27 protein-coding genes are annotated in these 24,278 nt (G+C 71.1%); 21 read left to right on the plus strand and 6 right to left on the minus strand.

The window, feature by feature from the left end; genetic code table 11:
• From leuD to QMK28_RS13400, 3 genes are all read left to right on the plus strand, one after another.
• Entirely contained in the window at window positions 1-609 is a 609-nt protein-coding gene (gene leuD, locus QMK28_RS13390; RefSeq protein WP_326437423.1) for a 3-isopropylmalate dehydratase small subunit, read from the plus strand.
• Between the two features lie 124 nt (window positions 610-733).
• The gene (locus QMK28_RS13395; protein WP_326437425.1) at window positions 734-1,009 is read left to right on the plus strand and encodes a hypothetical protein; all 276 of its coding nucleotides are present in this window, start codon (window positions 734-736) and stop codon (window positions 1,007-1,009) included.
• Window positions 1,010-1,102: 93 nt separating this feature from the next.
• Window positions 1,103-1,786: an HU family DNA-binding protein gene (locus QMK28_RS13400; protein ID WP_326437427.1), complete on the plus strand. Its 684-nt coding sequence runs from the start codon at window positions 1,103-1,105 to the stop codon at window positions 1,784-1,786.
• A 233-nt stretch (window positions 1,787-2,019) separates the two neighbouring features.
• Here the strand turns inward: QMK28_RS13400 and QMK28_RS13405 are convergent, their stop codons facing one another.
• Window positions 2,020-2,223 (minus strand): hypothetical protein, encoded by a 204-nt coding sequence (locus QMK28_RS13405; protein ID WP_326437429.1) that lies wholly within the window; start codon window positions 2,221-2,223, stop codon window positions 2,020-2,022.
• Between the two features lie 108 nt (window positions 2,224-2,331).
• On the minus strand, window positions 2,332-2,970 hold the full coding sequence (gene cofC, locus QMK28_RS13410; RefSeq protein ID WP_326437431.1) for a 2-phospho-L-lactate guanylyltransferase: 639 nt from the start codon (window positions 2,968-2,970) through the stop codon (window positions 2,332-2,334).
• 180 nt (window positions 2,971-3,150) lie between these two features.
• On the opposite strand from cofC, the gene QMK28_RS13415 reads away from it, so the two are divergent.
• From QMK28_RS13415 to QMK28_RS13425, 3 genes are all read left to right on the plus strand, one after another.
• Window positions 3,151-3,933, plus strand: coding sequence for a lysophospholipid acyltransferase family protein (locus QMK28_RS13415; protein WP_326437433.1), 783 nt, complete (start codon window positions 3,151-3,153; stop codon window positions 3,931-3,933).
• Window positions 3,930-4,931 carry an NAD(P)H-dependent glycerol-3-phosphate dehydrogenase gene (locus QMK28_RS13420; RefSeq protein ID WP_326437435.1) on the plus strand — a complete coding sequence of 334 codons (1,002 nt, stop codon included), beginning with the start codon at window positions 3,930-3,932 and terminating at the stop codon, window positions 4,929-4,931. Before QMK28_RS13415 ends, QMK28_RS13420 begins: the two co-directional genes overlap by 4 nt.
• A 73-nt stretch (window positions 4,932-5,004) precedes the next feature.
• On the plus strand, window positions 5,005-6,192 hold the full coding sequence (locus tag QMK28_RS13425; RefSeq protein ID WP_326437437.1) for a D-alanine--D-alanine ligase family protein: 1,188 nt from the start codon (window positions 5,005-5,007) through the stop codon (window positions 6,190-6,192).
• 47 nt (window positions 6,193-6,239) lie between these two features.
• Here the strand turns inward: QMK28_RS13425 and QMK28_RS13430 are convergent, their stop codons facing one another.
• On the minus strand, window positions 6,240-6,731 hold the full coding sequence (locus tag QMK28_RS13430; protein WP_326437439.1) for a DUF3515 domain-containing protein: 492 nt from the start codon (window positions 6,729-6,731) through the stop codon (window positions 6,240-6,242).
• 20 nt (window positions 6,732-6,751) lie between these two features.
• On the minus strand, window positions 6,752-6,985 hold the full coding sequence (locus QMK28_RS13435; protein ID WP_326437441.1) for an Lrp/AsnC family transcriptional regulator: 234 nt from the start codon (window positions 6,983-6,985) through the stop codon (window positions 6,752-6,754).
• A 158-nt stretch (window positions 6,986-7,143) separates the two neighbouring features.
• Here QMK28_RS13435 and QMK28_RS13440 point away from each other — a divergent pair, with 158 nt between their 5' ends.
• Together QMK28_RS13440 and thiD are read left to right on the plus strand one after the other, a co-directional pair.
• Window positions 7,144-8,115, plus strand: coding sequence for a thiamine-phosphate kinase (locus QMK28_RS13440; RefSeq protein WP_326437443.1), 972 nt, complete (start codon window positions 7,144-7,146; stop codon window positions 8,113-8,115).
• Between the two features lie 60 nt (window positions 8,116-8,175).
• Window positions 8,176-8,997, plus strand: coding sequence for a bifunctional hydroxymethylpyrimidine kinase/phosphomethylpyrimidine kinase (thiD, locus tag QMK28_RS13445; RefSeq protein WP_326437445.1), 822 nt, complete (start codon window positions 8,176-8,178; stop codon window positions 8,995-8,997).
• A 165-nt stretch (window positions 8,998-9,162) separates the two neighbouring features.
• Here thiD and rpmB read toward each other — a convergent pair whose 3' ends face one another.
• A complete protein-coding gene (gene rpmB / locus QMK28_RS13450) occupies window positions 9,163-9,348 on the minus strand; it encodes a 50S ribosomal protein L28 (RefSeq protein ID WP_326437447.1) in 186 nt (61 codons plus the stop codon).
• Window positions 9,349-9,694: 346 nt separating this feature from the next.
• On the opposite strand from rpmB, the gene QMK28_RS13455 reads away from it, so the two are divergent.
• The 10 genes from QMK28_RS13455 (at window position 9,695) to mutM (ending at window position 20,111) form a co-directional block, all read left to right on the plus strand.
• Window positions 9,695-11,575, plus strand: coding sequence for a DAK2 domain-containing protein (locus tag QMK28_RS13455; RefSeq protein WP_326437449.1), 1,881 nt, complete (start codon window positions 9,695-9,697; stop codon window positions 11,573-11,575).
• A gap of 93 nt (window positions 11,576-11,668) precedes the next feature.
• On the plus strand, window positions 11,669-13,888 hold the full coding sequence (gene recG / locus QMK28_RS13460; protein WP_326437451.1) for an ATP-dependent DNA helicase RecG: 2,220 nt from the start codon (window positions 11,669-11,671) through the stop codon (window positions 13,886-13,888).
• Between the two features lie 243 nt (window positions 13,889-14,131).
• The gene (locus QMK28_RS13465) at window positions 14,132-14,650 is read left to right on the plus strand and encodes a hypothetical protein (RefSeq protein ID WP_326437453.1); all 519 of its coding nucleotides are present in this window, start codon (window positions 14,132-14,134) and stop codon (window positions 14,648-14,650) included.
• 131 nt (window positions 14,651-14,781) lie between these two features.
• On the plus strand, window positions 14,782-15,390 hold the full coding sequence (gene rsmD / locus QMK28_RS13470) for a 16S rRNA (guanine(966)-N(2))-methyltransferase RsmD (protein WP_326437454.1): 609 nt from the start codon (window positions 14,782-14,784) through the stop codon (window positions 15,388-15,390).
• Complete coding sequence (gene coaD / locus QMK28_RS13475) at window positions 15,387-15,896, plus strand: pantetheine-phosphate adenylyltransferase (RefSeq protein ID WP_326437456.1); 510 nt, start codon at window positions 15,387-15,389, stop codon at window positions 15,894-15,896. Before rsmD ends, coaD begins: the two co-directional genes overlap by 4 nt.
• Before the next feature lie 107 nt (window positions 15,897-16,003).
• Window positions 16,004-17,233, plus strand: a complete 1,230-nt coding sequence (locus QMK28_RS13480; protein ID WP_326437458.1) for an ATP synthase F0 subunit B — start codon at window positions 16,004-16,006, stop codon at window positions 17,231-17,233.
• Between the two features lie 150 nt (window positions 17,234-17,383).
• Window positions 17,384-18,010, plus strand: a complete 627-nt coding sequence (locus tag QMK28_RS13485) for a YceD family protein (RefSeq protein ID WP_326437482.1) — start codon at window positions 17,384-17,386, stop codon at window positions 18,008-18,010.
• 2 nt (window positions 18,011-18,012) lie between these two features.
• A complete protein-coding gene (gene rpmF / locus QMK28_RS13490) occupies window positions 18,013-18,186 on the plus strand; it encodes a 50S ribosomal protein L32 (RefSeq protein ID WP_326437460.1) in 174 nt (57 codons plus the stop codon).
• A 19-nt stretch (window positions 18,187-18,205) separates the two neighbouring features.
• Entirely contained in the window at window positions 18,206-19,048 is an 843-nt protein-coding gene (gene rnc, locus QMK28_RS13495) for a ribonuclease III (protein ID WP_326437462.1), read from the plus strand.
• A gap of 172 nt (window positions 19,049-19,220) precedes the next feature.
• Complete coding sequence (mutM, locus tag QMK28_RS13500; protein WP_326437464.1) at window positions 19,221-20,111, plus strand: bifunctional DNA-formamidopyrimidine glycosylase/DNA-(apurinic or apyrimidinic site) lyase; 891 nt, start codon at window positions 19,221-19,223, stop codon at window positions 20,109-20,111.
• Between the two features lie 111 nt (window positions 20,112-20,222).
• On the opposite strand, the gene QMK28_RS13505 is transcribed toward mutM, so the two are convergent.
• Complete coding sequence (locus QMK28_RS13505; protein ID WP_326437466.1) at window positions 20,223-21,158, minus strand: CAP domain-containing protein; 936 nt, start codon at window positions 21,156-21,158, stop codon at window positions 20,223-20,225.
• Between the two features lie 130 nt (window positions 21,159-21,288).
• On the opposite strand from QMK28_RS13505, the gene QMK28_RS13510 reads away from it, so the two are divergent.
• The 3 genes from QMK28_RS13510 to QMK28_RS13520 all read left to right on the plus strand — a co-directional run.
• Complete coding sequence (locus tag QMK28_RS13510; RefSeq protein ID WP_326437468.1) at window positions 21,289-21,570, plus strand: acylphosphatase; 282 nt, start codon at window positions 21,289-21,291, stop codon at window positions 21,568-21,570.
• Window positions 21,571-21,939: 369 nt separating this feature from the next.
• Window positions 21,940-22,143 carry a hypothetical protein gene (locus QMK28_RS13515; protein ID WP_326437470.1) on the plus strand — a complete coding sequence of 68 codons (204 nt, stop codon included), beginning with the start codon at window positions 21,940-21,942 and terminating at the stop codon, window positions 22,141-22,143.
• Between the two features lie 339 nt (window positions 22,144-22,482).
• A partial coding sequence (locus QMK28_RS13520; protein WP_326437472.1) for a chromosome segregation SMC family protein occupies window positions 22,483-24,278 on the plus strand: 1,796 nt, incomplete at its 3' end.

The following is a 24,278-nucleotide window of genomic DNA, read 5'->3' on the forward strand; positions in this document are numbered from 1 at the left end:
ATGGAAGCTTTCACCGCACACACCGGCCGGGCCGTTCCGCTGCGCCGCAGCAACGTCGACACCGACCAGATCATCCCCGCGCACTGGTTGAAGAAGGTCACCAGGGACGGCTTCGAGGACGGGCTCTTCGAGGCCTGGCGCAAGGACCCGGAGTTCATCCTCAACCAGTCGCGGCACGCCGGAGCGACCGTGCTGGTCACCGGATCCGACTTCGGAACCGGCTCCTCGCGTGAGCACGCGGTCTGGGCGCTGCAGAACTACGGGTTCAAGACAGTTATCTCGTCCCGCTTCGCCGATATCTTCCGCGGAAACTCGCTCAAGAACGGACTATTGACGGTCGTACTGCCCCAGGAGACCGTCGAGCGGCTGTGGCAGGTCATCGAGGCCGACCCGGCCGCGGAGATCACCGTCGACCTGGTCGCCAGGCAGGTCCGCACCGTTGGACTCGACGGAGCCGAACTGGTGGCCGACTTCGAACTCGACGAAAACGCCCGCTGGAGGCTGCTGGAGGGGCTGGACGACATCAGCCTGACCCTCAAGAACGAGCCGCACATCGCGGCCTACGAGGCCAATCGGGCGTCTTTCAAACCGCGCACCCTGGAAGCCTGAACTCCGCTTTTCCCCTGCTCATGGCCTGATTGGCCGGATACACCCCCCACCATGAGGTGGGGGGTGTATTGGCTTGTTGAGGGGCCCTGAGGCGACAACTCACCGCAGATGGCACAATCAGTGCATGGAACGCGACGACCAACTCGAGCTTTACGCGGTCGTCGCCGCCCAACTCAAGGATGCGCACACCAAAGTGCGCACACTGCAAGTGCCGGAGAGCGTACGGATGGCGCTGTCCCGGAAGCTGCTCGTCATCACGGCGGCGGCCAAGCACGATCTCACTGACGCAGCAAGGCGTCTGGACCGGTTGATGAAGGACCTCGACGAGGGGCGTTTCCCCGACGGGCGTGCCGACGGAACTCCGAGAAGGTCGAGTTCGTTGCGGCACAAGGGTGATTAGCCCGTTTCGTGTTTGATTTGCGGTATATATCTGCCTAACGTGCGAAAAGAGCTTGAACGCATTCGTTCGGGCAATGTCTCCGAAGGGGAAGACGTGAACAAGGCGCAGCTCGTTGAAGCGATTGCCGACAAGGTCGGCGGCCGGCAGAACGCCGCCGACGCAGTCGACTCGGTACTCGACGCGATCGTCCGTGCGGTCGTCTCGGGTGACCGGGTCTCGGTCACCGGATTCGGCTCGTTCGAGAAGGTCGACCGTCCGGCCCGGTACGCCCGCAACCCGCAGACCGGAGAGCGCGTCCGGGTCAAGAAGACCTCGGTGCCGCGATTCCGCGCGGGCCAGGGATTCAAGGACCTGGTGAGCGGCTCGAAGAAGCTCCCCAAGAACGACGTGGCCGTCAAGAAGGCGCCCAAGGGCAGCCTCTCGGGAGGTTCTTCCACCCGTACGACCGCCAAGGCCGCGGCCAAGAAGGCCACCGCCAAGAAGGCCACCGCGAAGAAGGTGGCCGCGAAGAAGGCCACTCCGGTGACCGCCACCGCCAAGAAGGCGACGGCCAAGAAGACCACGGCCAAGAAGGCCGCGCCGGTCAAGGCGACGGCCAAGAAGGTCGCAGTGAAGGCGACGGCCAAGAAGGCCACCGCCAAGAAGGCCGCACCGGCCAAGAAGGCCACCGCCAAGAAGACGGCGCCGGCCACCAAGGCCACGGCGAAGAAGGCCCCCGCGCGCAAGACCGTCGCGCGCAAGACCACCGCCAAGAAGGCGACCGCCAAGAAGAAGTGACCAGCGGTACACGACGCGCCGGGCCGGGCTCCCCGAGGGGAGCCCGGCCCGCGGTACGTCCGGAGGACGCCCGACGCGGTGGGCCCCGGGGGTCGGTACGGGTTCGGGCGAGGCCCGGCAGGCGCGGGGCGAGGCCCGGCAGCGCCGCTCAGCGCGGCCGGAGCGCGTTCAGAGCGCCCGGGTCGGCGTTCTCAGAGCACCGGGACCGGCATCCCGAACGTCCGGACCGGGATTCAGAACGTCTGGAGCGTAATGAAGTCGACGCGGCGCTCCGCACCCTCGCCCGTCACCTCGATCCGCACCCGCTGACCGGGGCGCAGCAGCCGCAGGCCGCCCGCGTCGAACGCTGCCGTGCCGAAGGGCAGCGGGGTGCCGTCGTCCAGCAGCACGCTGCCGGAGCGGGTCGCGGGGTCATAGGTGAAAGAGGTCGCCTGCATGGCGAGAAGAGTAGTCGGCCCGCTCCGGCGGGCAGCCGCTTCCCGCCCGCCGTGAGTGCCCCTCCCGGCAAGTTTTGCCTCACGGGGCAAACATCGCCGGTCGAGGAACTACCGGTCCGCGATCAGCATGCCCGCCGCCACAGCCGCCGTCCGCGGCCCCACTCCCAGCGCCAGCGCCGCCCGCAGGTCCTCGCCGGTGTCCACGTCCCGCCGTACGGAGTCGACGCCGTTCAGCGTGATCTCACGGGCTCCGGAGGCGCGGTGCCGGTCGCGGGAGGGGCCGCCGAAGGCGGGCGCGGGGGCCACGCCGGGGGCGGCGGCCAGCAGGGTGGTGCCGATTCCCGCCGCGTCGGCGAGGAACGCGCGGGGGTGAGCCGCCGCCGCGTCGAGCGCCCGCGCCAGTTCCGCCGGCCGCAGGGCGGGCAGATCGGCGTTGAGCGCCGCCACGGCCGCCGCCGGCCGCAGCGCCCGTACGCAGAGCGCGCCGTGCGCGAGCGCGGCGTTCAGCCCCGCGCCGGGGGCGTCCGGCACGACGCGGGCGCCGAGCGCCGACAGTTCGGCCCCGGCGAGCTGATCGTCCGTGACGACCACCACACCCGCCACCGAAGGGCAGGCCAGCGCCGCGGCCACGGTGTCCTGGGCGAACGCCAGGGCGAGACCGGGGCGCAGCAGCTCGCCCGTCGCCGCGGCCAGCCTGCTCTTGGCCCGCGCCAACGGCTTCAGCGGTACCACCAGGGTCCACGCCACGAACGCTCCGTCTCCTCGATGGGCACCATTGTCACTCGCAGCCCCCGGTTGCCCGTGGGGCGTCGCTTTTCGCTGGGCGTACGGTGTTCTCGACAGACCGGGGACCTGGGGCGACACTTGTGCGGCTGCCCGACAGACGGACCGGCTGCGGCAGACAAGCCCAATGAGGAGGATGTCCGAGTGCCCCGCCACAGAATCGGCTTCTGGTACCGCTTGGCCGCGGTCATCGCAAAGCCACCGCTCGTGGTTCTGTTCAAGCGGGACTGGCGGGGAATGGAGAACATTCCGACCGATGGCGGATTTATCACCGCGGTCAACCACAACTCGTATCTCGATCCGCTGTCCTACTCGCACTTTCAGTACAACAGCGGACGGGTGCCGCGACTGCTCGCCAAAGCGGGCCTCTTCGACACGCCTTTCATCGGCATGATGCTGCGCGGCACCGGCCAGATTCCGGTCTACCGCGAGTCCACGGACGCGGTCGGCGCATTCCGGGCCGCCATCGACGCGATCGAGCGCGGCGAGTGCGTCGCCTTTTATCCCGAGGGCACCCTCACCCGCGACCCCGACCAGTGGCCGATGCAGGGCAAGACCGGTGCGGCGCGGGTCGCGCTGGTCACCCAGGCGCCGGTGATCCCGGTCGCCCAGTGGGGCGCCAACGAGGCGATGCCGCCCTACGCGACGGACAAGAAGCTGCGGCTCTTCCCGCGCAAGACGCTGAAGGTGCTCGCCGGCCCGCCGGTCGACCTCTCCCAGTACTACGGGCGCGACCCGACCGCCGAAGTGCTGCGCGGGGCCACCGACACCATCATGGCCGCGATCACCGAACTCCTCGCCGAACTGCGCGAGGAGCCGGCCCCCGCCGAGCCGTACGACCACCGCAAGGCCCGCGCCGAGCAGCGCGAGAAGGCGGCACGACAGTCGGAGCGGCTGGACAAGCTGGATCAAGGGGAGAACACGTGACGCGCTGCGCCGTCTACGGCACCGGTTCCTGGGGGACCGCCTTCGCGATGGTGCTCGCCGACGCCGGCTGCGAGGTGACCCTCTGGGGCCGCCGGGCCGAGCTCGTCGACGCCATCAACACCGGGCACACCAACCCGGACTACCTGCCCGGCGTCGAGCTGCCGTCCTCGGTGCGCGCCACCACCGACCCGGCCGAGGCGGCGCGCGGCGCCGACTTCACCGTGCTCGCCGTGCCGTCCCAGACGCTGCGCGGCAATCTCGCGGTGTGGGCGCCGCTGCTGCCCGCCGACACGGTGCTCGTGAGCCTCATGAAGGGCGTCGAACTCGGTACCGCCAAGCGGATGAGCGAGGTCATCGGCGAGGTCGCCAAGGCCCCGCCGGAGCGGGTCGCGGTGCTCACGGGCCCCAACCTGGCCAAGGAGATCGCAGCCCGGCAGCCCGCCGCCGCCGTCGTCGCCTGCCGCGACGAATCGGTCGCGCGAGCGCTGCAGGCGGCCTGCCACACCCCGTACTTCCGCCCGTACACCAACACCGACGTGGTCGGCTGCGAGCTGGGCGGCGCGGTGAAGAACGTGATCGCGCTGGCGGTCGGCATCGCCGACGGGATGGGCCTGGGCGACAACACCAAGGCCTCGCTCATCACCCGCGGCCTGGCCGAGACCACCCGGCTCGGCCTGGCGATGGGCGCGGACGCGCACACCTTCGCCGGACTCGCGGGGATGGGCGACCTGGTCGCCACCTGCTCCTCGCCGCTGTCCCGCAACCACACCTTCGGCACCAACCTGGGCCGCGGCATGACGCTCCAGGAGACCATCGCGGTCACCAAGCAGACCGCGGAGGGCGTCAAGTCCTGCGAGTCCGTGCTCGATCTGGGCCGCCGGCACGACGTCGACATGCCGCTGACCGAGACGGTCGTGGACATCGTCCACGGGGGCAAGCCGCCGCTCGTCGCGCTCAAGGAACTCATGTCGCGCAGCGCCAAGCCCGAGCGGCACTGACTTCCCTCATCCGACTCCGTTCGGACCGGAACGCCGCCGACCCGCAAGCGAACCGCAGGGTAACCTCAACGCGATGAGCAGCCAGACCTCCTCCCAGAGCCCTGTCCCCTCCCGACCCGGAGGGGCCGATTCCGTCGGCGGCGGGCGCAAGCCGCGGGTGGCCGTCGTCTTCGGCGGCCGCAGTTCCGAACACGCCATCTCCGTACTGACCGCGGGCGCCGTGCTGCGCGCGATCGACCGGACGAAGTACGACGTGCTGCCGATCGGCATCACGACGGACGGCCGTTGGGCGCTGACCGCGGACGATCCCGAACGGATGGCCATCGCGGACCGCGAACTGCCGAACGTCCTGGAACTCACCGACTCGGCGGACGGCGGCGTGGTGCTGTCGGTCGACCCGGGCAACCGCGAGGTCGTCTACACCGAGCCCGGCGCGGTGCCCAAGGCGCTGGGCGAGGTCGACGTCGTCTTCCCGGTGCTGCACGGCCCGTACGGCGAGGACGGCACCCTGCAGGGGATGCTGGAGCTGTCCGGGGTGCCCTACGTCGGCGCGGGCGTGCTCGCGTCGGCCGTCGGCCAGGACAAGGAGTACATGAAGCGGGTGTTCATCTCCTTCGGGCTGCCGGTCGGCCCGTACGAGGTGATCCGGCCCCGCGAGTGGGACCGGGACCCGGCCGCGGCCCGCAAGCGGATCGTGGACTTCGCCGGCGACCACGGCTGGCCGGTCTTCGTGAAGCCCGCCCGCGGTGGCTCGTCCATGGGCATCACCAAGGTCGACGGCCTCGATGGCCTGGACGAGGCAGTGGCCGAGGCCCGGCGGCACGACCCGAAGATCCTCGTCGAGTCACTGCTGCGCGGCCGCGAGATCGAGTGCGGTGTGCTGGAGTTCGAGGACGGTCCGCGCGCGAGCGTGCCCGCCGAGATCCCGCCGGTCACCGCCCATGACTTCTACGACTTCGAGGCGAAGTACATCGACTCGGCGACCGGCCTGGTGCCCGCGCCGCTCACCGCCGAGCAGACCGCCGAGGTCCAGGCGCTGGCGGTGCTCGCCTTCGACGCGGTGTCCTGCGAGGGCCTGGTCCGCGCGGACTTCTTCCTGCTGGACAGCGGGGAGTTTGTCATCAACGAGATCAACACGATGCCCGGCTTCACGCCCATCTCGATGTACCCGCGGATGTGGCAGGAGTCCGGCGTCGAGTACCCGGAGCTGGTGGACCGGCTCGTCCAGGCGGCGCTGCGTCGCCCGACGGGCCTGCGCTGAGGCCCGAGCGCGTCGGTCCGGGCCCTGGGAAGCCGGGGTCCGGACCGTCAGAGGCCGAACGGGACGGTCTTCTTGACGGCGGCCGCGAGGTCGGTCAACACATCGATCTCGGGGGCGTACTTCCCGGGAACCGTCACCTCGACGTAGGTCTTGCGCAGCGTGGTGGTGAAGCGGTAGCCGTCGGGCCGCTTCTCCAGGACCCATCCGACGCCGTTCACTTCAGCCCCGTCCACGTCGGCGTTGTAATGTTCGTTCCCCGGAGTGAGAACGCCGGGCCGCGGCATCCCGCAGCGCAGTCGCACGGCGGGATCGCCCCATATCGCGGTGAAGTCCGAGACGGGATCGGCGGTACGCCGCTTCAGCCCGTCCACGGACTTGGGCAGCTCCTTGTGCAACGCCCGGCAGAATCCGGCGGCCCGCGCCGACGGCGTGGGAACCGTCGGCCCCGCCGCGTCGTCGGTCGATGAGCAGCCGATGGCGGCGAACAGCACGGCGACGACGGGCAGGCAGCGGAACGGCCGGTGAGGTTCAAAAGTCACCGGCCGAGCATACGGGGGAGCTAGATATGGACGACCGGGCAGGTCAGGGTGCGGGTGATGCCGTCCACTCGCTGGACTTTGGCGACCACCATGCGGCCCAGGTCATCAACCGTGTCCGCTTGGGCGCGCACGATGACGTCGTACGGACCGGTTACGTCCTCGGCCTGAATCACCCCAGGAATCTTGGCGATGAGTTCGGCCACGGTCGACGCTTTGCCGACCTCGGTCTGGATCAGGATGTACGCCTGTACCACGGAACCTCCAGGGCGGCGACGAGGATCATGTGGAAAGAAGAGACGCCACGGTACCGCGTCACCGCACGGTGCGGGGAGACCCGCGCGGCGCGCGCGGCGAGTCGGGCCGCGGAGCACAACTGCGAAGTGTGTGAACCAACCCTGCGAGGAGGAGCTCAGTGAAAGGCACCGTGGGCGAGTTGGGGGAGTTCGGGCTCATCAGAGAGCTGACGTCCCGGCTTACCACCACCCCGGCCGTACGGCTGGGGCCGGGTGACGACGCCGCGGTGGTCGCCGCGCCGGACCGGCGGGTCGTGGCGAGTACCGACATCCTGCTGGAGGGACGGCACTTCCGGCGCGACTGGTCGACGGCCTACGACGTGGGCCGCAAGGCCGCGGCGCAGAACCTCGCCGACATCGCGGCCATGGGCGCCGTCCCGACGGCCCTGCTGCTGGGCCTGGTGGTGCCCGCCGAACTCCCGGTCACCTGGCCGACGGAGCTGATGGACGGCATCCGCGACGAGTGCCAGGTGGCGGGCGCGGCCGTGGTCGGCGGCGACGTGGTGCGCGGTGAGACGATCACCGTCGCCATCACGGCCCTGGGCGACCTGCGCAACCACGAGCCGGTCACCCGCTCCGGAGCCCAGCCGGGCGACGTCGTCGCGGTGACGGGCTGGCTCGGCTGGTCCGCTGCCGGGCACGCGGTGCTCTCCCGCGGCTTCCGCTCGCCGCGGGCCTTCGTCGAGGCGCACCGCCGCCCGGAGCCCCCGTACCACGCGGGCCCCGCGGCGGCCGGGCTCGGCGCGACCGCGATGACCGATGTCAGCGACGGACTCATCGCCGACCTCGGGCACATCGCCGAGGCCAGCAAGGTCCGGATCAATCTGCGGTCGGCGTCCATCGACGTCCCCACCCAGATGCACGACATCGGCCAGGCGGTCGGCGTCGACCCGCTCCAGTGGGTGCTGACCGGCGGCGAGGACCACGCGATAGTGGCGACCTTCCCCTCGGACGTGAAGCTGCCGGCGCGCTGGCGGGTGATCGGCGAGGTGGTCAACCCGTCGGCGCTGCCGCAGGTGACGGTGGACGGCGCGCCCTGGGACAAGGCCGGCGGCTGGGACCACTTCGGGGACCAGTCCGATGACGAGTAGAGATCAGTAGCGAGCAGTAGAGAACGGTAGCGACCAGTAGCGACCAGTACATTCGCGGGTATGGCTACGCAGATATCACCGCCGGCACGGCCGGTACGCGCTGTACGTGTGCTCACCGTCGCCGGGTCCGACTCCGGCGGCGGTGCCGGCGTCCAGGCCGACCTGAAGACGATGCTCGCGCTCGGCGTGCACGGCATGAGCGTGCTCACCGCGGTGACCGCGCAGAACTCGCTGGGCGTGCAGGGGGCGTGGGAACTGCCCGCCGAAGCCGTGCGGGCCCAGTACCGCAGCGTCGTGGACGACATCGGCGTCCAGGCGGTCAAGACCGGCATGCTGGCCTCGGCCGAACTCGTCGAGACGGTCGCGGAACTGCTCGCGGGGACCGACGCCCCCGTCGTCGTCGACCCGGTCGGCGTCTCCAAGCACGGCGATTCGCTGCTCGCGGCCGAGGCGCTCGACTCGGTCCGCGCCAAACTGCTGCCGGCCGCGACCGTCGCCACCCCCAACCTCGACGAGGTGCTGCGACTCACCGGGGTACGGGTACGGGGCGAGGCCGATATGCGGCGGGCGGCGGACGCGCTGCTCGGCTACGGGCCGCGCTGGGCGCTGATCAAGGGCGGCCACCTCGAAGGAGACGCCGTGGACCTGCTCACGGACGGCGCCGAGGAGCACTGGCTGCGCGCGGTGCGGCACGACAACCGGCACACCCACGGCACCGGCTGCACGCTGGCCAGCGCCATCGCCTCGTATCTCGCCAAGGGGCTGCCGGTCCCGGAGGCCGTCGCCGAGGCCAAGAGCTATGTGACGGGCGCTATCGCGGCGGGCTTCCCGCTCGGCGGCGGGCTGGGGCCCGTGGACCACGGATGGCGGTGGCGCTCGTAGCGGGCAGCGGCCATCTGGGGCTTGTGAGGCTCATGGGGCCCGCACAGGCCACTGGGGGCGGGCTACCCGCCGCGCAGCCCGGCTGCGGGCATGCAAAAAAGCCGGTCCACCGAGGTGGACCGGCTTTTCAAGGCAACCGGCGGGGCTGCGCTACGACGGGGAACGTCAGCGCGCGACCTTGCCGGCCTTGATGCACGAGGTGCAGACGTTGAGCCGCTTCGGCGTCCGACCGACCACAGCACGCACCGTCTGAATGTTGGGGTTCCAACGACGGCGGGTACGGCGGTGCGAGTGCGAAATGTTGTTGCCGAAGCCCGGCCCCTTAGCGCAAACGTCGCAGTTGGCAGCCACGGGTCACTCCAAAGACTTCAGATGTTCCTACAGTGAAACCTGGCATGTCGGTAATCAATGCTGTCCGGCACTGCCAGGGAGAATAGCCCGATTTTCATCGGGCAACCGGAGCAGCATACAACGGCCGCTCCCATACAAGAAACTGCGATGGCCGCACCCTCTCGCGGACGAGGGGTCTTCTCGCTCGACTCGTCAGAATCTCGCGACGGCCAAGCCCTGACCGCTGCCCTGGGGCAGAGCCACAGGCTATCAGCGCGCGCCGGCACTCCGCGCAGCCGGCATCCCGGAGCGCCTCCCGTCACCGCGACTACCCTTCCGGACATCACCGCTGCAAAGGAGGACCCGGGTGCCGCAGACACTTGACGCCACCGCGGTGCGCACCTGGTGCGGGCTGGCCCTGGAAGCGCTGGGACAGGCCCGCGAGGAGATCGACGCGATCAACGTCTACCCGGTCGCGGACGGGGACACCGGAACCAACCTCTATCTGACCGTCGAGTCCGCGACCCAGGCCGTGGACGCGGCCTTCGACGGCCTCGCCGCCTCCGGTTCCGGCCTCGCCGCACCGGACCTGCCGACCCTGGCGGACGCGATGCGCGCGATGGCGCACGGCGCCCTGATCGGAGCCCGGGGCAACTCCGGCACGATCCTGGCGCAATTGCTGCGGGGCATGGCGGAGGTACTGGCGGCGGGGAGCCCGCCGGGCGGCGGCACAGCTTCGGACGGGAGCGCTTCGGAGGGTTCTGGCCCAGGCGACTCCGCTTCGGACGGCTCGGCCTCAGGTGGCGCTGCTTGGGACGGCGCTGCCGCCGCCGAGGCCGAGCTGCTGCGCAAGGCGCTGCGGACAGCGGCCGAGTCCGCCTTCGAAGCCGTCGCGCACCCCGTCGAAGGCACCGTCCTGACGGTCGCGGCGGCTGCCGCGGCGGCGGGCGAGAAGTCCGCGGGGGAGTGCGGAGCGGTAGCGCACGCCGCGTACGAGGGGGCGTGCGTCGCGCTGGACGCGACCCCCGGGCAACTCGCGGTGCTCGGCCGCGCTGGCGTCGTGGACGCGGGCGGTTACGGCCTGGTCGCCGTCCTGGGCGCGCTCGCCGAGGCACTGTCCGGCGTGGCCCCGAGGCAACTGTGCCGGGCCGCGTCCGGCCGTACCCGCCGGGGCAGGGCCGAGGGGACCTCGCCGCACCTCGCCGCGGGTTCCACCCAGAACGCCACGGGTTCTTCCGAGGACGCGGCCGTCGACGGCTGCCCGGCGGACGACGCGTCCGGCCCGACCGAGCGGGAGCAGGGCCCCGCGTTCGAGGTGATCTACCTGCTGGAGGCCGGGGACGCCGCCGTCGCGCGGCTGCGGGCCCGTCTCGACGGCCTGGGCGACTCCCTCGTCGTCGTCGGCGGCGACGGGCTCTGGAATGTCCATGTGCACGTCGACGACGCGGGCGCGGCCGTGGAAGCGGGCATCGAGGCGGGCCGCCCCTACCGCATCCGCGTCACGCACCTCGCGAGCGCCGCCGGCGAACCCCACGGGACGGCGGACAGCAGGCGCGCCGCCGCGTCCGGCCCGCGCGGGGAGCGCGCGCCCCGCGCCATCGTCGCGGTCCTGCCGGGCGACGGGCTCGCCGCGCTCTGCACGGAAGCGGGCGCGCGGGTGGTCTCCGTACGCCCCGGGGAGCCGCCCGCGAGCGGCGAGCTGGTCGAGGCGATCCGGCGGGCGCACGCCCGCGAGGTGGTGCTGCTGCCCAACGACCCGGCCCTGCGGCACACCGCGGCCGCCGCCGCCGAGCAGGCCCGTACCGAGGGCGTACGGGTCGCCCTCATCCCGACCCGGTCCGCGGTGCAGGGCATCGCGGCGCTGGCCGTGCACGAACCCGGCCGCCGGTTCGACGAGGACGTCGTCGCGATGACCTCCGCGGCCGGCGCCACCCGCTACGCCGAACTCGCCGTCGCCGAGCACCGGTCCTGGACCATGGCGGGGATCTGCCAGGCCGGGGACGTGCTCGGGCTGATCGACGGCGACGTGGCGGTCATCGGCTCGGAGCTGGCCGGGACCGCGGTGACCGTCCTGGACCGGATGCTCGCGGCCGGCGGCGAGATGGTCACCCTGGTCATCGGCGCGGACGCCCCCGACGACCTCGCGGCGCGGCTCGAAGCGCACGTACGCGAGGTGCACCTCGCCGTGGACACCGTCGTCTACCGGGGCGGGCAGCAGAGCGCGCCGCTGCTCATCGGCGTCGAATAGCCCCCTCCGGCAGCCCCCTCCGGCGATGCCCCGGTGTCCCGGAGGGCGGCTGCCAGGCGTCGGTTCGAGGGGATGTCACACCGATGGTGTGCAATGGACCGCGTGCCCGCGCTGGATGAACCCCTCAAGAAGACGCTCGGCGGCAACACCGCAAAGGTGCTCGCCGAGCACCTGGACCTGCACACGGTCGGCGATCTGCTGCATCACTACCCCCGGCGGTACGCCGAGCGCGGCGAGCTGACCGCGCTCGCCGACCTGCCGCTCGACGAACACGTCACGGTCGTCGCCCAGGTCTCCAAAGCCTCGATGAAGACCTTCAACCACGGCAAGGGCATGCGCCTGGAGGTGGTCGTCACCGACGGCAGCGGCTCGCTGACCCTGGTCTTCTTCGGCCGGGGCGCCCATCACCACCAGCGGGAGCTGCTGCCGGGCCGGCGCGGGATGTTCGCGGGCAAGGTCTCCGTCTTCAACCACACCCGGCAGCTCGCCCACCCCGACTACGAAATGCTGGACAAGACCGCCGCCGAGGACGCCACGGGCACCGGAGCGGTCGAGTCCTTCGCCAACCAACTGCTGCCGCTCTACCCCGCCTGCAAGCAGATCGCGTCCTGGCAGCTCGCCAAGTCCGTCGGCGCCCTGCTGGACACCATGGAGGCGAGCGGCTGGGAAGAGGTCGCGGACCCGCTGCCGAGCGCGCTGCGCGTGAGCCGCGGGCTGGGCTCGCTCCCCGAGGCGCTCCTCAAGGTCCACCGGCCGCAGACCAAGGCCGACATCGCCGACGCGAGGGACCGCCTGAAGTGGGACGAGGCGTTCGTCCTCCAGGTCGCGCTGGCCCGCCGCCGCTTCGCGGACGGCCAACTCCCGGCCGCGGCGCGCAAACCCTCCGCCGACGGTCTGCTCGCCGCCTTCGACGCCAGGCTGCCGTTCACGCTCACCGACGGGCAGCGAAAGGTCTCCGCGGAGATCTTCGACGACCTCGCGACCGACCACCCGATGCACCGGCTGCTCCAGGGTGAAGTCGGCTCGGGCAAGACGATGGTGGCGCTGCGCGCGATGCTCGGCGTCGTGGACGCGGGAGGCCAGGCGGCGATGCTCGCGCCGACCGAGGTGCTCGCCCAGCAGCATCACCGCTCGATCACCGAGATGATGGGCGACCTCGCCGAGGGCGGCACGCTCGGCGGCGCCGAGCACTCCACCAAAGTGGTGCTGCTGACCGGCTCGATGGGCGTGCCCGCCCGCCGCAAGGCGCTGCTCGACCTGGTCAGCGGCGACGCCGGGATCGTGATCGGCACTCACGCGCTGATCGAGGACAAGGTCCGCTTCCACGACCTGGGCCTGGTCGTCGTCGACGAACAGCACCGCTTCGGCGTCGAGCAGCGCGACGCCCTGCGCGCCAAGGCCGAGCGCCTCCCGCACCTGCTGGTGATGACCGCGACGCCCATCCCGCGCACCGTCGCCATGACGGTCTTCGGCGACCTGGAGATCTCGGTCCTCGACGAGTTGCCGGCCGGGCGCTCGCCCATCTCCAGCCATGTGGTGCCCGCCAAGGACAAGCCGCACTTCCTGGCGCGCGCCTGGGAGCGGGTCCGCGAGGAGGCGCAGGCCGGGCACCAGACGTACGTGGTCTGCCCGCGCATCGGCGACGAACCGGCGGAGCGTACGAACAAGTCGGCGGGGGCCGAGGATGAGGCCGAGCGCCGGCCGCCGCTCGCGGTCCTGGACATCGCCGAGCAACTGGCCGAGGGCGAGTTGAGCGGACTGCGGCTGGAAGTGCTGCACGGCAGGATGGCGCCGGACGCCAAGGACGACGTGATGCGCCGCTACACAGCCGGCGAGGTGGACGTGCTGGTCGCCACCACGGTCATCGAGGTGGGCGTGAACGTCCCCAACGCCACCGTCATGGTGATCATGGACGCGGACCGGTTCGGCGTCTCGCAGCTGCACCAGCTCCGCGGCCGGGTCGGCCGCGGCTCCGCCCCCGCGCTCTGTCTGCTGGTCAGCGAGATGCACGAGGCGAGCCCCGCGCGGGCCCGGCTCGCCGCGGTCGCCGGCACCCTCGACGGCTTCGCACTCTCCCGGATCGACCTCGAACAGCGGCGCGAGGGCGATGTGCTGGGCCAGGCCCAGTCCGGCGTCCGCTCCTCGCTGCGGATGCTCACCGTCATCGACGACGAGGAAGTCATCGCGGCGGCCCGCGAGGAGGCCGCCGCGATCGTCGCGGCCGACCCCGCGCTGACCGGATTCCCGGAACTGCGCGCCGCGTTGGACGCCCTGCTGGACGAGGAGCGCGAGCAGTACCTCGACAAGGGCTGAGACCGGCGTCGAGCGAGGCCGGAGCGCGAGTCGGAACCAGGTCGGAACCAGGTCGGACCGGTCCGGAACCGCGCTGGAGCCCGCGCTGGAGCCCGAGCCGGAACCCGAGCCGAAAGCGGCTGAATCCCGTGCTGGGACAGGGCTCTGAGGGGGGCCGATTGTCAGACCCCCCTGAGAGAATGGACATAGTCCGAGCCGATCCGCACCGGGATCGGCTGGTATGGATCATTGGGGGCTGTCTTCATGGCATTCCGGCATCTCAACGAACTGCCGCTCGGCGACAAGGTCTTCCGGATCGAGCTCGCCAGCGACGACGACTCCACCGTGACCCTCACCCTCACCGGCTGGCACGAGGACTCCCCGGAGACTCTGCTCGCCTCAGGCGCCCTGACGCTGCCGCTCACCGAAGTGCCGCCGCTGCGCATCGCGCTCAACCGCGCCCTGCGCGCCCTCGCGCTCGTCGCCGACGTGGCCGAGCCGATCCCCGACCGGGACGTGCTCCGCGAACTCTTCCCCGGCCACGGCGCCCCCTGGGTCCCCCAGCACGAGGAGGACCTCGCCAACCGCTTCCACCAGGGCGAGACGATCGCCCGGATATCCGCCCGCTTCGGCCGCACCCCCGACTCGGTGCGCTCCAAGCTCCGTGAACTCGGTCACGACCCGCGCCGGCCCGAATACTGCCCGCCCGACGGCTGCCTGTCCTGGTCCCGCTACGTCTCACCCGCGCTGGTCGGCGCGGTCGAGGGGGCCGTCGAGCGCTGATCGGCCGCCGCGGCCCGCCCGGCGGGCCGCGGCGGGCGGGCGGCTGCGCCGACCTGCGGGGCAGGCCATATCGTGGGGGAGAGGCGGCCTGGCGGGGCCGCCGCTCCCTCCCACGGCAAAGGACCCCACCCATGACCCGCGTGATCGCCGGAGAAGCCGGTGGACGCCGCCTGGCCGTACCGCCGGGCGACGGCACCCGACCGACCTCCGACCGGGCGCGCGAGGGCCTCTTCTCCACCTGGGAGTCGCTGCTCGGCTCGCTGCGGGGCATCCGGGTGCTCGATCTGTACGCCGGCTCCGGCGCGATCGGCCTGGAGGCGCTCTCCCGTGGCGCCGAGCGGGTGCTGCTCGTCGAGTCCGACAGCGCGGCCGTGCGCACCCTCAAGGACAACGTCCGCGCCGTCGGCCTGCCGGGCGCCTCGGTCCGTGCGGCCAAGGCGGAGCAGGTCGCCGCCGGGCGCGCGCCGAGCGAGGCGACCGGTCCGTACGACGTCGTCTTCCTCGACCCGCCCTACGCCGTCACCGATGACGCGACGCGGGAGATCCTGCTCACACTCCGCGCCCAAGGGTGGCTCACGGACGATGCGCTGGTCACCGTGGAGCGCAGCACCAGGGGCGGTGAGTACCCGTGGCCGGAGGGGTTCGAGGGACTGCGGGCCCGCCGCTACGGCGAAGCCACGCTTTGGTACGGTCGCGCCGCTCCGGCGCTCACCGACGAGACGTCCGGCAGCGAGTCATGACCGGACCGGAGAGCGAGGAACCACTGTTGCGCCGCGCCGTCTGTCCGGGGTCGTTCGACCCCGTCACCAATGGACATCTCGACATCATCGCCCGCGCCTCCAAGCTGTACGACGTCGTGCACGTCGCCGTGATGATCAACAACTCCAAGCAGGGTCTGTTCACCGTCGAGGAGCGCATCGACTTCCTCCGGCAGGTCACCGCCGAGTACGGCAACGTCGAGGTCGAGTCCTTCCACGGCCTCCTCGTCGACTTCTGCAAGCAGCGCGACATCCCCGCCATCGTCAAGGGCCTGCGCGCCGTCAGCGACTTCGACTACGAGCTCCAGATGGCCCAGATGAACAACGGGCTGTCCGGGGTGGAGACGCTCTTCGTCCCCACCAACCCCGTCTACAGCTTCCTGTCCTCCAGCCTGGTCAAGGAGGTCGCCACCTGGGGCGGAGACGTCTCCCACCTGGTGCCCGAGCTGGTCCTCGGCTCCCTCACCGAACGGCTCGCCCAGCAATAGCCGCGAGGTGCGGCTGACGGCCCGTCATTCAGTGCCGGAGCGGGGCACGATGGCCGTACAGTCGTCCCGTTCGTTCCCATCCCTCAAGAGAGTGGCGAGCACCCAAGGTGGACGTGCAGAAGAAGCTCGATGAGATCGTCGAGAGCATCGGCAGCGCCCGGTCCATGCCCATGTCGGCCTCCTGCGTGGTCAATCGCGCGCAGTTGCTCGCCATGCTCGACGAGGTGCGCGCCGCCCTCCCCGGATCGCTCGCCCAGGCGCAGGAGCTGCTCGGCGGCCGGGAGCAGATGGTCGAGGAGGCCCGCAGGCAGGCCGAGCAGATCATCGAGACGGCGCACACCCAGCGCGGCTCGCTGATCTCCGACACCGAGGTCGCCCGGCAGTCCCAGGACGAAGCCGACCGAATCCTGTCGGAGGCCCGGCAGGAGGCCGAGGAGATCCGGGCCGACGCCGACGACTACGTCGACAGCAAGCTCGCCAACTTCGAGGTCGTCCTCACCAAGACCATCGGTTCCGTCGACCGCGGCCGCGAGAAGCTGCTCGGCCGCGATCCCGGAGCCCCGGCCTACGGCGCGGAGCAGCCGGAGCACGCCGAGGAAGAGGCCCCCGAGCGCAGCGCGGACCCCGAGACGCTGCGCCGGCTCGCGGACGAATACGTGGACGCCAAGATCGGCGCCTTCGAGGCCGTTCTCACCAAAACGCTGGACGCGGTGGGCCGTGGCCGCCAGAAGCTGCTCGGCCGGCAGCCCGACGACGGCCTCGGCGCGCACATGGCGGCCCAGGACGGCATGTCGCACGCGCAGGGCGCCAGCGACGACGACTTCATGGCGGGCCTCGCGGCTCCGCAGCCGGACCGGCCGTCCCAGCTCCCGCAGCAGCCGCAGGCGGCCCCGATGCCCGAGCAGCAGCCGCTCCCGCAGTATCAGGAGATGCCGCAGCAGCCCCCGATGGACCCCGCGACCGCGGATCCGTACTACGCCGCCGCCGGCTACCAGCAGCAGGACGCCTACGGCTACCAGCAGTACGGGCAGCCGCAGGACCCGTACGCGGCCCAGCAGGGCTACCAGCAGCAACAGCCCCAGCAGCCTCAGCAGCAGCCCCAGCAGGACGCCTACGGCTGGCCGCAGCAGCAGCACCAGGGATACGACGAGCACGGCCAGCCCCAGCCCCAGCAGCAGCCTCAGCAGTACCAGCTGACTCAGGGGCAGCAGCCGCAGCAGGGTCAGCAGCCGCAGCATCAGCAGCCGCACCCCGGCGGCGCTCTCGACGAGACCAGCCTCTTCGACACGAGCATGATTGACCTGGAGCAGCTGCGGCAGTATGAACAGGGCCGCTGACCTGCGCCGGGCGGCTCTTCCGCCGCCGATTGGGTGTACAGCGGAGCGTCCAGTATCCTGGCTGTTCGGTCGCGTGTAAGTCCGCGATCTCGGCTGCCCACTTCGCTTCAGCGTCGAGCGGCCGGTACCGAACGTAGAAAGCAGGAAGCCCTGAAAGCCCGACTGGACCAGCATGCCCCGCTCGTGTTCGAGACACGTGAGCTGGGTCGTCGTCCTGGCGCGCTCAAGCGGCTCTCCCGCTCGGTAGCGGCGCCCAAGGATCTCGGTATCGAAGTCATCGGGGTGCCCGAGGGCGCGCCCGTGGAGATCGAGCTCCGCCTCGAGTCGGTCATGGAAGGTGTGCTCGTAACGGGCACCACCCGTGCACCACTCGCCGGCGAGTGCGTAAGGTGTCTGGAGCCGCTTCAGCGAGAGCTCGTAGCGGAATTCCAGGAGATGTTCTCCTACCCCGAAGGCGATCGCCGCGGCCATCAGGCCGAGCCCGGTGACGACGAGGAGGAAGAGACGTTCCTCCTAGAGGACGACTTGTTCGACCTCGAACCCGTACTGCGTGATGCGGTAGTGCTCGCACTGCCGCTGCAGCCGGTGTGCCAGGAAGACTGTCCGGGCTTGTGCTCCACCTGTGGAGTACGGCTCGCGGACGACCCGGACCACCACCATGACGCCGTCGACATTCGTTGGGCGGCACTGCAGGGACTCGCCGGGACCGTTCAGGACGGCGAGAAGGACAACGTGCACGGCGCCGAGTCGGGCGTCGACGAGAAGCAGGAGAAGTAGCCGTGGCTGTTCCGAAGCGGAAGATGTCGCGCAGCAACACGCGCCACCGCCGGTCGCAGTGGAAGGCTGCGGTCCCCAACCTGGTGTCGTGTGAGAGCTGCCAGGCACCGAAGCTCCAGCACATCGCGTGCCCGAGTTGCGGCACCTACAACCGTCGTCAGGTTCTCGACGTCTGATCGGCGGGTGACAGGCTCAATGTCAGACGCCACTACGCCCTCCCGTAAGCGCGGGGGTGAATCGGCGCAGGCGGAGAAGGCCTCGTCCCACACGCTTCTGGAAGGGCGGCTCGGGTATCGACTCGAGTCCGCCCTTCTGGTGCGTGCGCTGACGCACCGCTCCTTCGCCTACGAGAACGGCGGACTGCCCACCAACGAGCGTCTCGAATTCCTCGGGGATTCGGTGCTCGGCCTGGTGGTCACCGACACGCTCTACCGCATCCACCCGGACCTCCCGGAGGGCCAGCTGGCCAAACTCCGGGCCGCGGTGGTCAATTCACGTGCGCTCGCCGGGGTCAGCCGTGATCTCGAACTCGGTTCCTTCATCCGCCTGGGCAAGGGCGAAGAGGGCACCGGCGGCCGGGACAAGGCGTCGATCCTCGCGGACACCTTGGAAGCGGTGATCGGGGCGGTCTACATGGACCAGGGCCTCGAAGCCGCCGCCGAGTTCGTGCACCGGATGTTCGACCCGCTCATCGAGCAGTCCTCGAATCTCGGTGCGGGCCTGGACTGGAAGACCAGTCTCCAGGAACTGACCGCGACCGAGGGGCTGGGTGTTCCCGAATACCTGGTCACCGAGATGGGCCCGGACCACGAGAAGACCTTCACGGCTGCAGCTCGCGTCGGTGGTGTCACGTACGGCACCGGCACCGGCCGCAGCAAGAAGGAAGCCGAACAACAGGCGGCCGAGTCCGCCTGGAGTTCGATCCAGCAACCGGCCGAGGGTGCGGCAGTCGTCGCCTTCCCCGAGCCGGACCAGGTGGAAGCGGCGGACCCCGAGCCCGCCGCGGCCCCCGGGGACGCTGGTAGCACCTCGCACTGACACCGCACCCAGGTGCGGCCGGACGTGCGCGGCGAAACGAACGGTACGGGCCCATCGGCGTCAGCCGGTGGGCCCTACCCGTAGCCGTCTCCGGCCCGCGCGGGCCGCGCGATCCCGCTATTGATCAGCCGCTCAGCCGTCCCAAGAACACTGCGACCCCCGGAGGGGAACCGTGCCGGAACTGCCCGAGGTCGAGGTCGTCCGCCGCGGACTGGACCGGTGGGTCACCGGCCGCACCGTTTCGGCCGTCAGCGTGCTGCACCCGCGCGCGATCCGCCGCCATCTCGAAGGCCCGCAGGACTTCGCGGCCCGGCTGGTCGGCCGCCGCATCGGCGCCGCCCGCCGGCGCGGCAAATACCTCTGGCTCCCGGTCGAGGACACCGGCAGCTCCGTGCTCGCCCACCTCGGCATGAGCGGTCAGCTCCTCGTCCAGCCGCAGGACGCCGCCGACGAGAAGCACCTGCGCGTCCGCATCCGCTTCGAGGACCCCGACGACGGCTGCCCCGCGGACGCCGCCGGCACCGAACTGCGCTTCGTCGACCAGCGCACCTTCGGCGGCCTCTCGCTCCACGACCACGCCCCGGACGACGCGGAGGCGCTGCCGCTGCCGATCGCGCACATCGCCCGCGACCCGCTGGACCCGGCCTTCGACGACGAGGCATTCCACGTCGCGCTGCGCCGCCGCCGTACGACCGTCAAGCGCGCGCTGCTCGACCAGTCGCTGATCAGCGGGGTGGGCAACATCTACGCCGACGAGGCGCTGTGGCGCTCCCGGCTGCACTACGAGCGCCCCACCGTGAGCATGACCCGCCCGCGCAGCGCCGAACTGCTGGAACACGTCCGCGGCGTGATGAACGCGGCGCTGGCCGTCGGCGGCACGAGCTTCGACAGCCTCTACGTCAATGTGAACGGCGAATCCGGCTACTTCGAGCGCTCCCTGGACGCGTACGGCCGCGAGGACGAGCCCTGCCGCCGCTGCGGCACCCCGATGCGCCGCCGCCCCTGGATGAACCGTTCCAGTTACTTCTGCCCGCGCTGTCAGCGGCCGCCGCGGGTGCTGTGACCGGTGCGGTACTGGCCGGTACGGGTCAGTACCGGCCAGTACTCGTCCGTACCGACCAGTAGTGACCGGCGCTGATCAGCACTGATGACCAGGACTGACTGGCGTGCGGTGTCAGAAGCCGAAATCCTGCGTCCACCAGGGACCGCCCTCGGCGAAGTGCGCGCCGACGCCCATCGTCTTGTAGTCGCAGTTGAGGATGTTCGCCCGGTGGCCCGAGCTGTTCATCCAGGACTCCATGACGCTGCGGGCGTCGGCCTGGCCGCGGGCGATGTTCTCGCCGCCGAGCTGCTTGAGACCCAGCTCGTCGGCCCGGTCCCAGGGGCTCGCGCCGTCCGGGTCGGTGTGGTCGAAGAAGCCGCGGATGGCCATGTCCTCGCTGAACGCCTGTGCCAGGTCGGCGAGTTGACGATCAGCCGTCACCGGTCGGCAGCCGGCTTTCGCGCGCTCCTGGTTGACGAGTGACAGCACCTGGGCCTCGGCGGACGACTCCTTGGCCGGAGGTCGCGGCGTTTGTGGCTTCTGTGGCGTCTGGGGCTTCTTGGCCGCCCGGTGCTTTCCGCCGGGCGCGGCCGGGGGCTTGGCAGGCCGGCCGGTGTCCCGGGCGTCGGGGACCCGGTCGCCGCCGCGCGCCGCGCCTGAAGGCCCTTGCGGAGAAGGCGTGCTGGAGGGTCCGAGCGGGCTTCGGGTGGCGGCCCCGGACGGCGCCGGGCTCCGCTGTTCGCCGCGGCTCGGGGGGTTCGGGGCGCGGTCGGCGGGGGTGATCGCCGGCGAGCCCGCAGGCCGCGGGTCGCTCGGCAGGCCGTCGGCCCGCACCCGCTCACCCGATCCATTGCTCCCGCCGAAGTCATAGCCGTTGCCCGGCAGCAGGCCGGAGGCGACGGCCACCGCGCCCATCGCCATCGCGGCGGACACGCCCAGCAGTCCTGTCCTGACGGGGGCCCGGCGGCGTACGGCGGCGCGGTGGACCGTGCCCCGGTGCCGGCCGGCGGCTGCGGCCTCCGGCGGAACTGCCGTGGTTTCGGGGGCAGAGCGTCGATGGCGGCCCATCTACGGACTTCCTTAGTTGCTCGGCGTCACATGTGTCACTCGTATGGGTGGTATCGCTGCCGGGCGACTGTACGGCATCACGCAAGGGGCCGAAGTGCTCACTGTTCAATTGGCCGGATAGCGTGCCCACATGAACGAAACTGTTCGGCTCACCGCCTGGGTCCGCGGCCGGGTGCAAGGCGTCGGGTTCCGCTGGTTCACCCGCGCCACGGCGCTGCGGCTGGGCGGCCTCGTCGGCTTCGCCTCGAACCTCGGCGACGGCCGGGTGCAAGTCGTGGCGGAAGGGCCGCGCGCGCAGTGCGAGCAGCTGCTCGACTGGTTGCGGACCGGAGACACGCCCGGCAAGGTCGACGGCGTCAGCGAGATCTGGGATGTTCCGCGCGGGGGCTATGAGGGCTTCGGGATCCGCTGACCGGAACACCTGATCCGGAAGTCGGAAAACCACCCCGGGTTGCCCCGGGCATGTGCTGTGGTCAGGGCCTGCCCGATGCTTGCCAAGAAGGCCGAGCCGTGCAAGGCTGCCGCAATAAGGATGATCTCCAAGCCCCCGCGGGCCCCCCTGGAGAGAAGACGCCGCGCTTCGCAGCCGCGTTCTCTCGGGCCGCCCGAGGATACGGGGTGTGATCGTGTTGACCGTCAAACTTTTTGGTGAGACTCTGGAAGCCCCGCGCACCTTAGCTGTTTGTCCTTGGGAACAACAGTAATGACAGACATCGCGGGTGCCATTCCCTCACGACCCATACCGCTTCGGTCGGTCACTCAGTGTGGAGGACCATCCATCATGGCAAAGGCGCTTCTCGGTTACGTCGGCGGCTCCGACCCCCGAGTACTCTCCGAGATGCGACGGCTTCAGCAGCGCGTCCACGACCTCGAATCCGAGCTCATTCGGATCCAGGCCGAGAACGACATGCTGGCCGCCGCGCATCACGGTGACTCGTTGCTCGACAGCATCGACGTTCCCCAGGCGGAGCCCGCGCTCACCTGACCTCAGCCCCAGAGGTCGGTCGATCGCAACGACAACCGCTTTGAGAATCTTCAAGGGACGCTTCGGCGTCCCTTCGTCGTTTCCGGTTCAGTTCTTCTGCCTCTTCTGTACCGCATCTTCCTTACCGTCTGATGTGCCCTGCACCTTCCTTCGCGAAACCGAAAAGCGTGCGGCGGCGCGTACAGATCCCAAACCGTGTCCGGCCCGCGAAGGGCGCCGGGATGGGCACGAGGGGTCAAGCGTACGGACCGGTCCTGGAGCGTCAATGGAGCGGCGGCGCGCCGGTGTCCGTGCGGAAGCACGGCGCCGTTCGGCAGCCGGCCGGTAAAGTCGGACGGCGTGCATCTCAAGAGCCTGACCCTGCGCGGGTTCAAATCCTTCGCGTCCGCCACGACGCTCCGCTTTGAACCCGGTATCACCTGCGTCGTCGGTCCCAACGGTTCCGGAAAATCCAATGTCGTGGACGCCCTGTCCTGGGTGATGGGCGAACAGGGTGCGAAGTCGCTGCGCGGCGGAAAGATGGAAGACGTCATCTTCGCCGGGACCACCGGCCGCCCTCCGCTGGGCCGCGCCGAGGTCTCCCTCACCGTCGACAATTCCGACGGTGCGCTGCCCATCGACTACGCCGAAGTCACCATTACGCGGATCATGTTCCGCAACGGGGGCAGCGAATACCAGCTCAACGGGGATACCTGCCGGCTCCTCGACATCCAGGAGCTGCTTTCCGATTCGGGTATCGGCCGCGAGATGCACGTCATCGTCGGGCAGGGCCAACTCGACTCCGTACTGCACGCCGACCCGATGGGCCGCCGCGCGTTCATCGAAGAAGCCGCCGGCGTCCTCAAGCACCGTAAGCGCAAGGAAAAGGCGCTGCGCAAGCTGGACGCGATGCGGGCGAATCTCGCGCGGGTGCAGGACCTCACCGACGAACTCCGCCGTCAGCTCAAGCCGCTCGGCCGGCAGGCGGCGGTGGCCCGCCGCGCCGACGTCATCCAGGCCGACCTGCGCGACGCCAGGCTGAGGCTGCTCGCCGACGACCTGGTGACCTCGCGCACGGCGCTGCGCACCGAGGCGGCCGACGAGGCCGCCCTCAAGGAGCGCAAGGAATCGGCCGAGGCCGAACTCCGCGCCGCCCAGCGGCGGGAGGCGGCGCTGGAGGAGCAGGTGCGCACGCTCGCGCCGCGCCTCCAGCGCGCCCAGCAGACCTGGTACGAGCTCTCCCAGCTCGCGGAGCGGGTGCGCGGCACCGTCGGCCTCGCCGACGCCCGCGTCACGCACGCCACCACCGCGCCGCCCGAGGAACGGCGGGGCCGCGACCCCGAGGAAATGGAGCGCGAGGCCGCCCGGGTGCGGGAGCAGGAGGCCGAGCTGGCAGCGGCGCTCGAAGCCGCGCAGCGGGCGCTGGACGACACCGTCGAGCACCGGGCCGAGCTGGAGCGGCTGCTGGCCCAGGAGGAGCGGCGGCTCAGGGACGCCGCCCGCGCGCTCGCCGACCGGCGCGAGGGGCTCGCCCGGCTGCACGGCCAGGTCAACGCCGCGCACGGCCGCGCCGGTTCGGCGAAGGCGGAGATCGACCGGCTGGCCGCCGCCCGCGACGCGGCTCTGCGGCGCGCGGACAGCGCGCGGCAGGAGTACGAGCAGCTCAAGGCCGAGGTCGAGGGGCTCGACGCGGGCGACACGGAGCTGGCCGAGGAGCACGAGCGGGCCAAGCGCGGGCTCGCCGAGGCCGAGAGCGCGCTGAGCGCTGCCCGCGAGGAGGTGACCGGTCTCGAACGCGACCGCGCCGCGACCGCGGCCCGGCACGACGCCCTCGCCCTGGGGCTGCGCCGGAAGGACGGCACCGGCGCGCTGCTGGCCGCCGCCGACCGGCTGACCGGGCTGCTGGGCCCGGCCGCCGAACTGCTGACGGTGGCACCCGGCTTCGAGGTCCCGGTCGCCGCCGCACTCGGCGCGGCGGCCGACGCGGTCGCGGTCGCCGACCCCGCGACGGCGGCGAACGCCCTGCGGCTGCTGCGCAAACAGGACGCTGGACGGGCGGCGCTGCTGCTCGCCGCCGCGCCGGGGAGCGCCGGCCCGCCGGCCGGGGCCGCCGAGGACGCGCCGGAGGGCTCCGCCGACGGTCCCTCGTACGCGGC

Origin of the sequence: Streptomyces sp. H27-D2 (assembly GCF_035828615.1) — a bacterium.
Taxonomy (GTDB): Bacteria; Actinomycetota; Actinomycetes; order Streptomycetales; family Streptomycetaceae; genus Streptomyces.

Coding starts and splice junctions, on each gene's coding strand:
- QMK28_RS13465 (WP_326437453.1), top strand. CDS start 14,132: ATGGCATTCCGGCATCTCAACGAACTGCCGCTCGGCGACAAGGTCTTC.
- coaD (WP_326437456.1), top strand. CDS start 15,387: ATGACCGGACCGGAGAGCGAGGAACCACTGTTGCGCCGCGCCGTCTGT.
- QMK28_RS13505 (WP_326437466.1), bottom strand. CDS start 21,158: ATGGGCCGCCATCGACGCTCTGCCCCCGAAACCACGGCAGTTCCGCCG.
- QMK28_RS13510 (WP_326437468.1), top strand. CDS start 21,289: ATGAACGAAACTGTTCGGCTCACCGCCTGGGTCCGCGGCCGGGTGCAA.
- recG (WP_326437451.1), top strand. CDS start 11,669: ATGGACCGCGTGCCCGCGCTGGATGAACCCCTCAAGAAGACGCTCGGC.
- QMK28_RS13405 (WP_326437429.1), bottom strand. CDS start 2,223: ATGCAGGCGACCTCTTTCACCTATGACCCCGCGACCCGCTCCGGCAGC.
- thiD (WP_326437445.1), top strand. CDS start 8,176: ATGGCTACGCAGATATCACCGCCGGCACGGCCGGTACGCGCTGTACGT.
- rnc (WP_326437462.1), top strand. CDS start 18,206: ATGTCAGACGCCACTACGCCCTCCCGTAAGCGCGGGGGTGAATCGGCG.
- leuD (WP_326437423.1), top strand. CDS start 1: ATGGAAGCTTTCACCGCACACACCGGCCGGGCCGTTCCGCTGCGCCGC.
- QMK28_RS13515 (WP_326437470.1), top strand. CDS start 21,940: ATGGCAAAGGCGCTTCTCGGTTACGTCGGCGGCTCCGACCCCCGAGTA.
- QMK28_RS13395 (WP_326437425.1), top strand. CDS start 734: ATGGAACGCGACGACCAACTCGAGCTTTACGCGGTCGTCGCCGCCCAA.
- rsmD (WP_326437454.1), top strand. CDS start 14,782: ATGACCCGCGTGATCGCCGGAGAAGCCGGTGGACGCCGCCTGGCCGTA.
- QMK28_RS13425 (WP_326437437.1), top strand. CDS start 5,005: ATGAGCAGCCAGACCTCCTCCCAGAGCCCTGTCCCCTCCCGACCCGGA.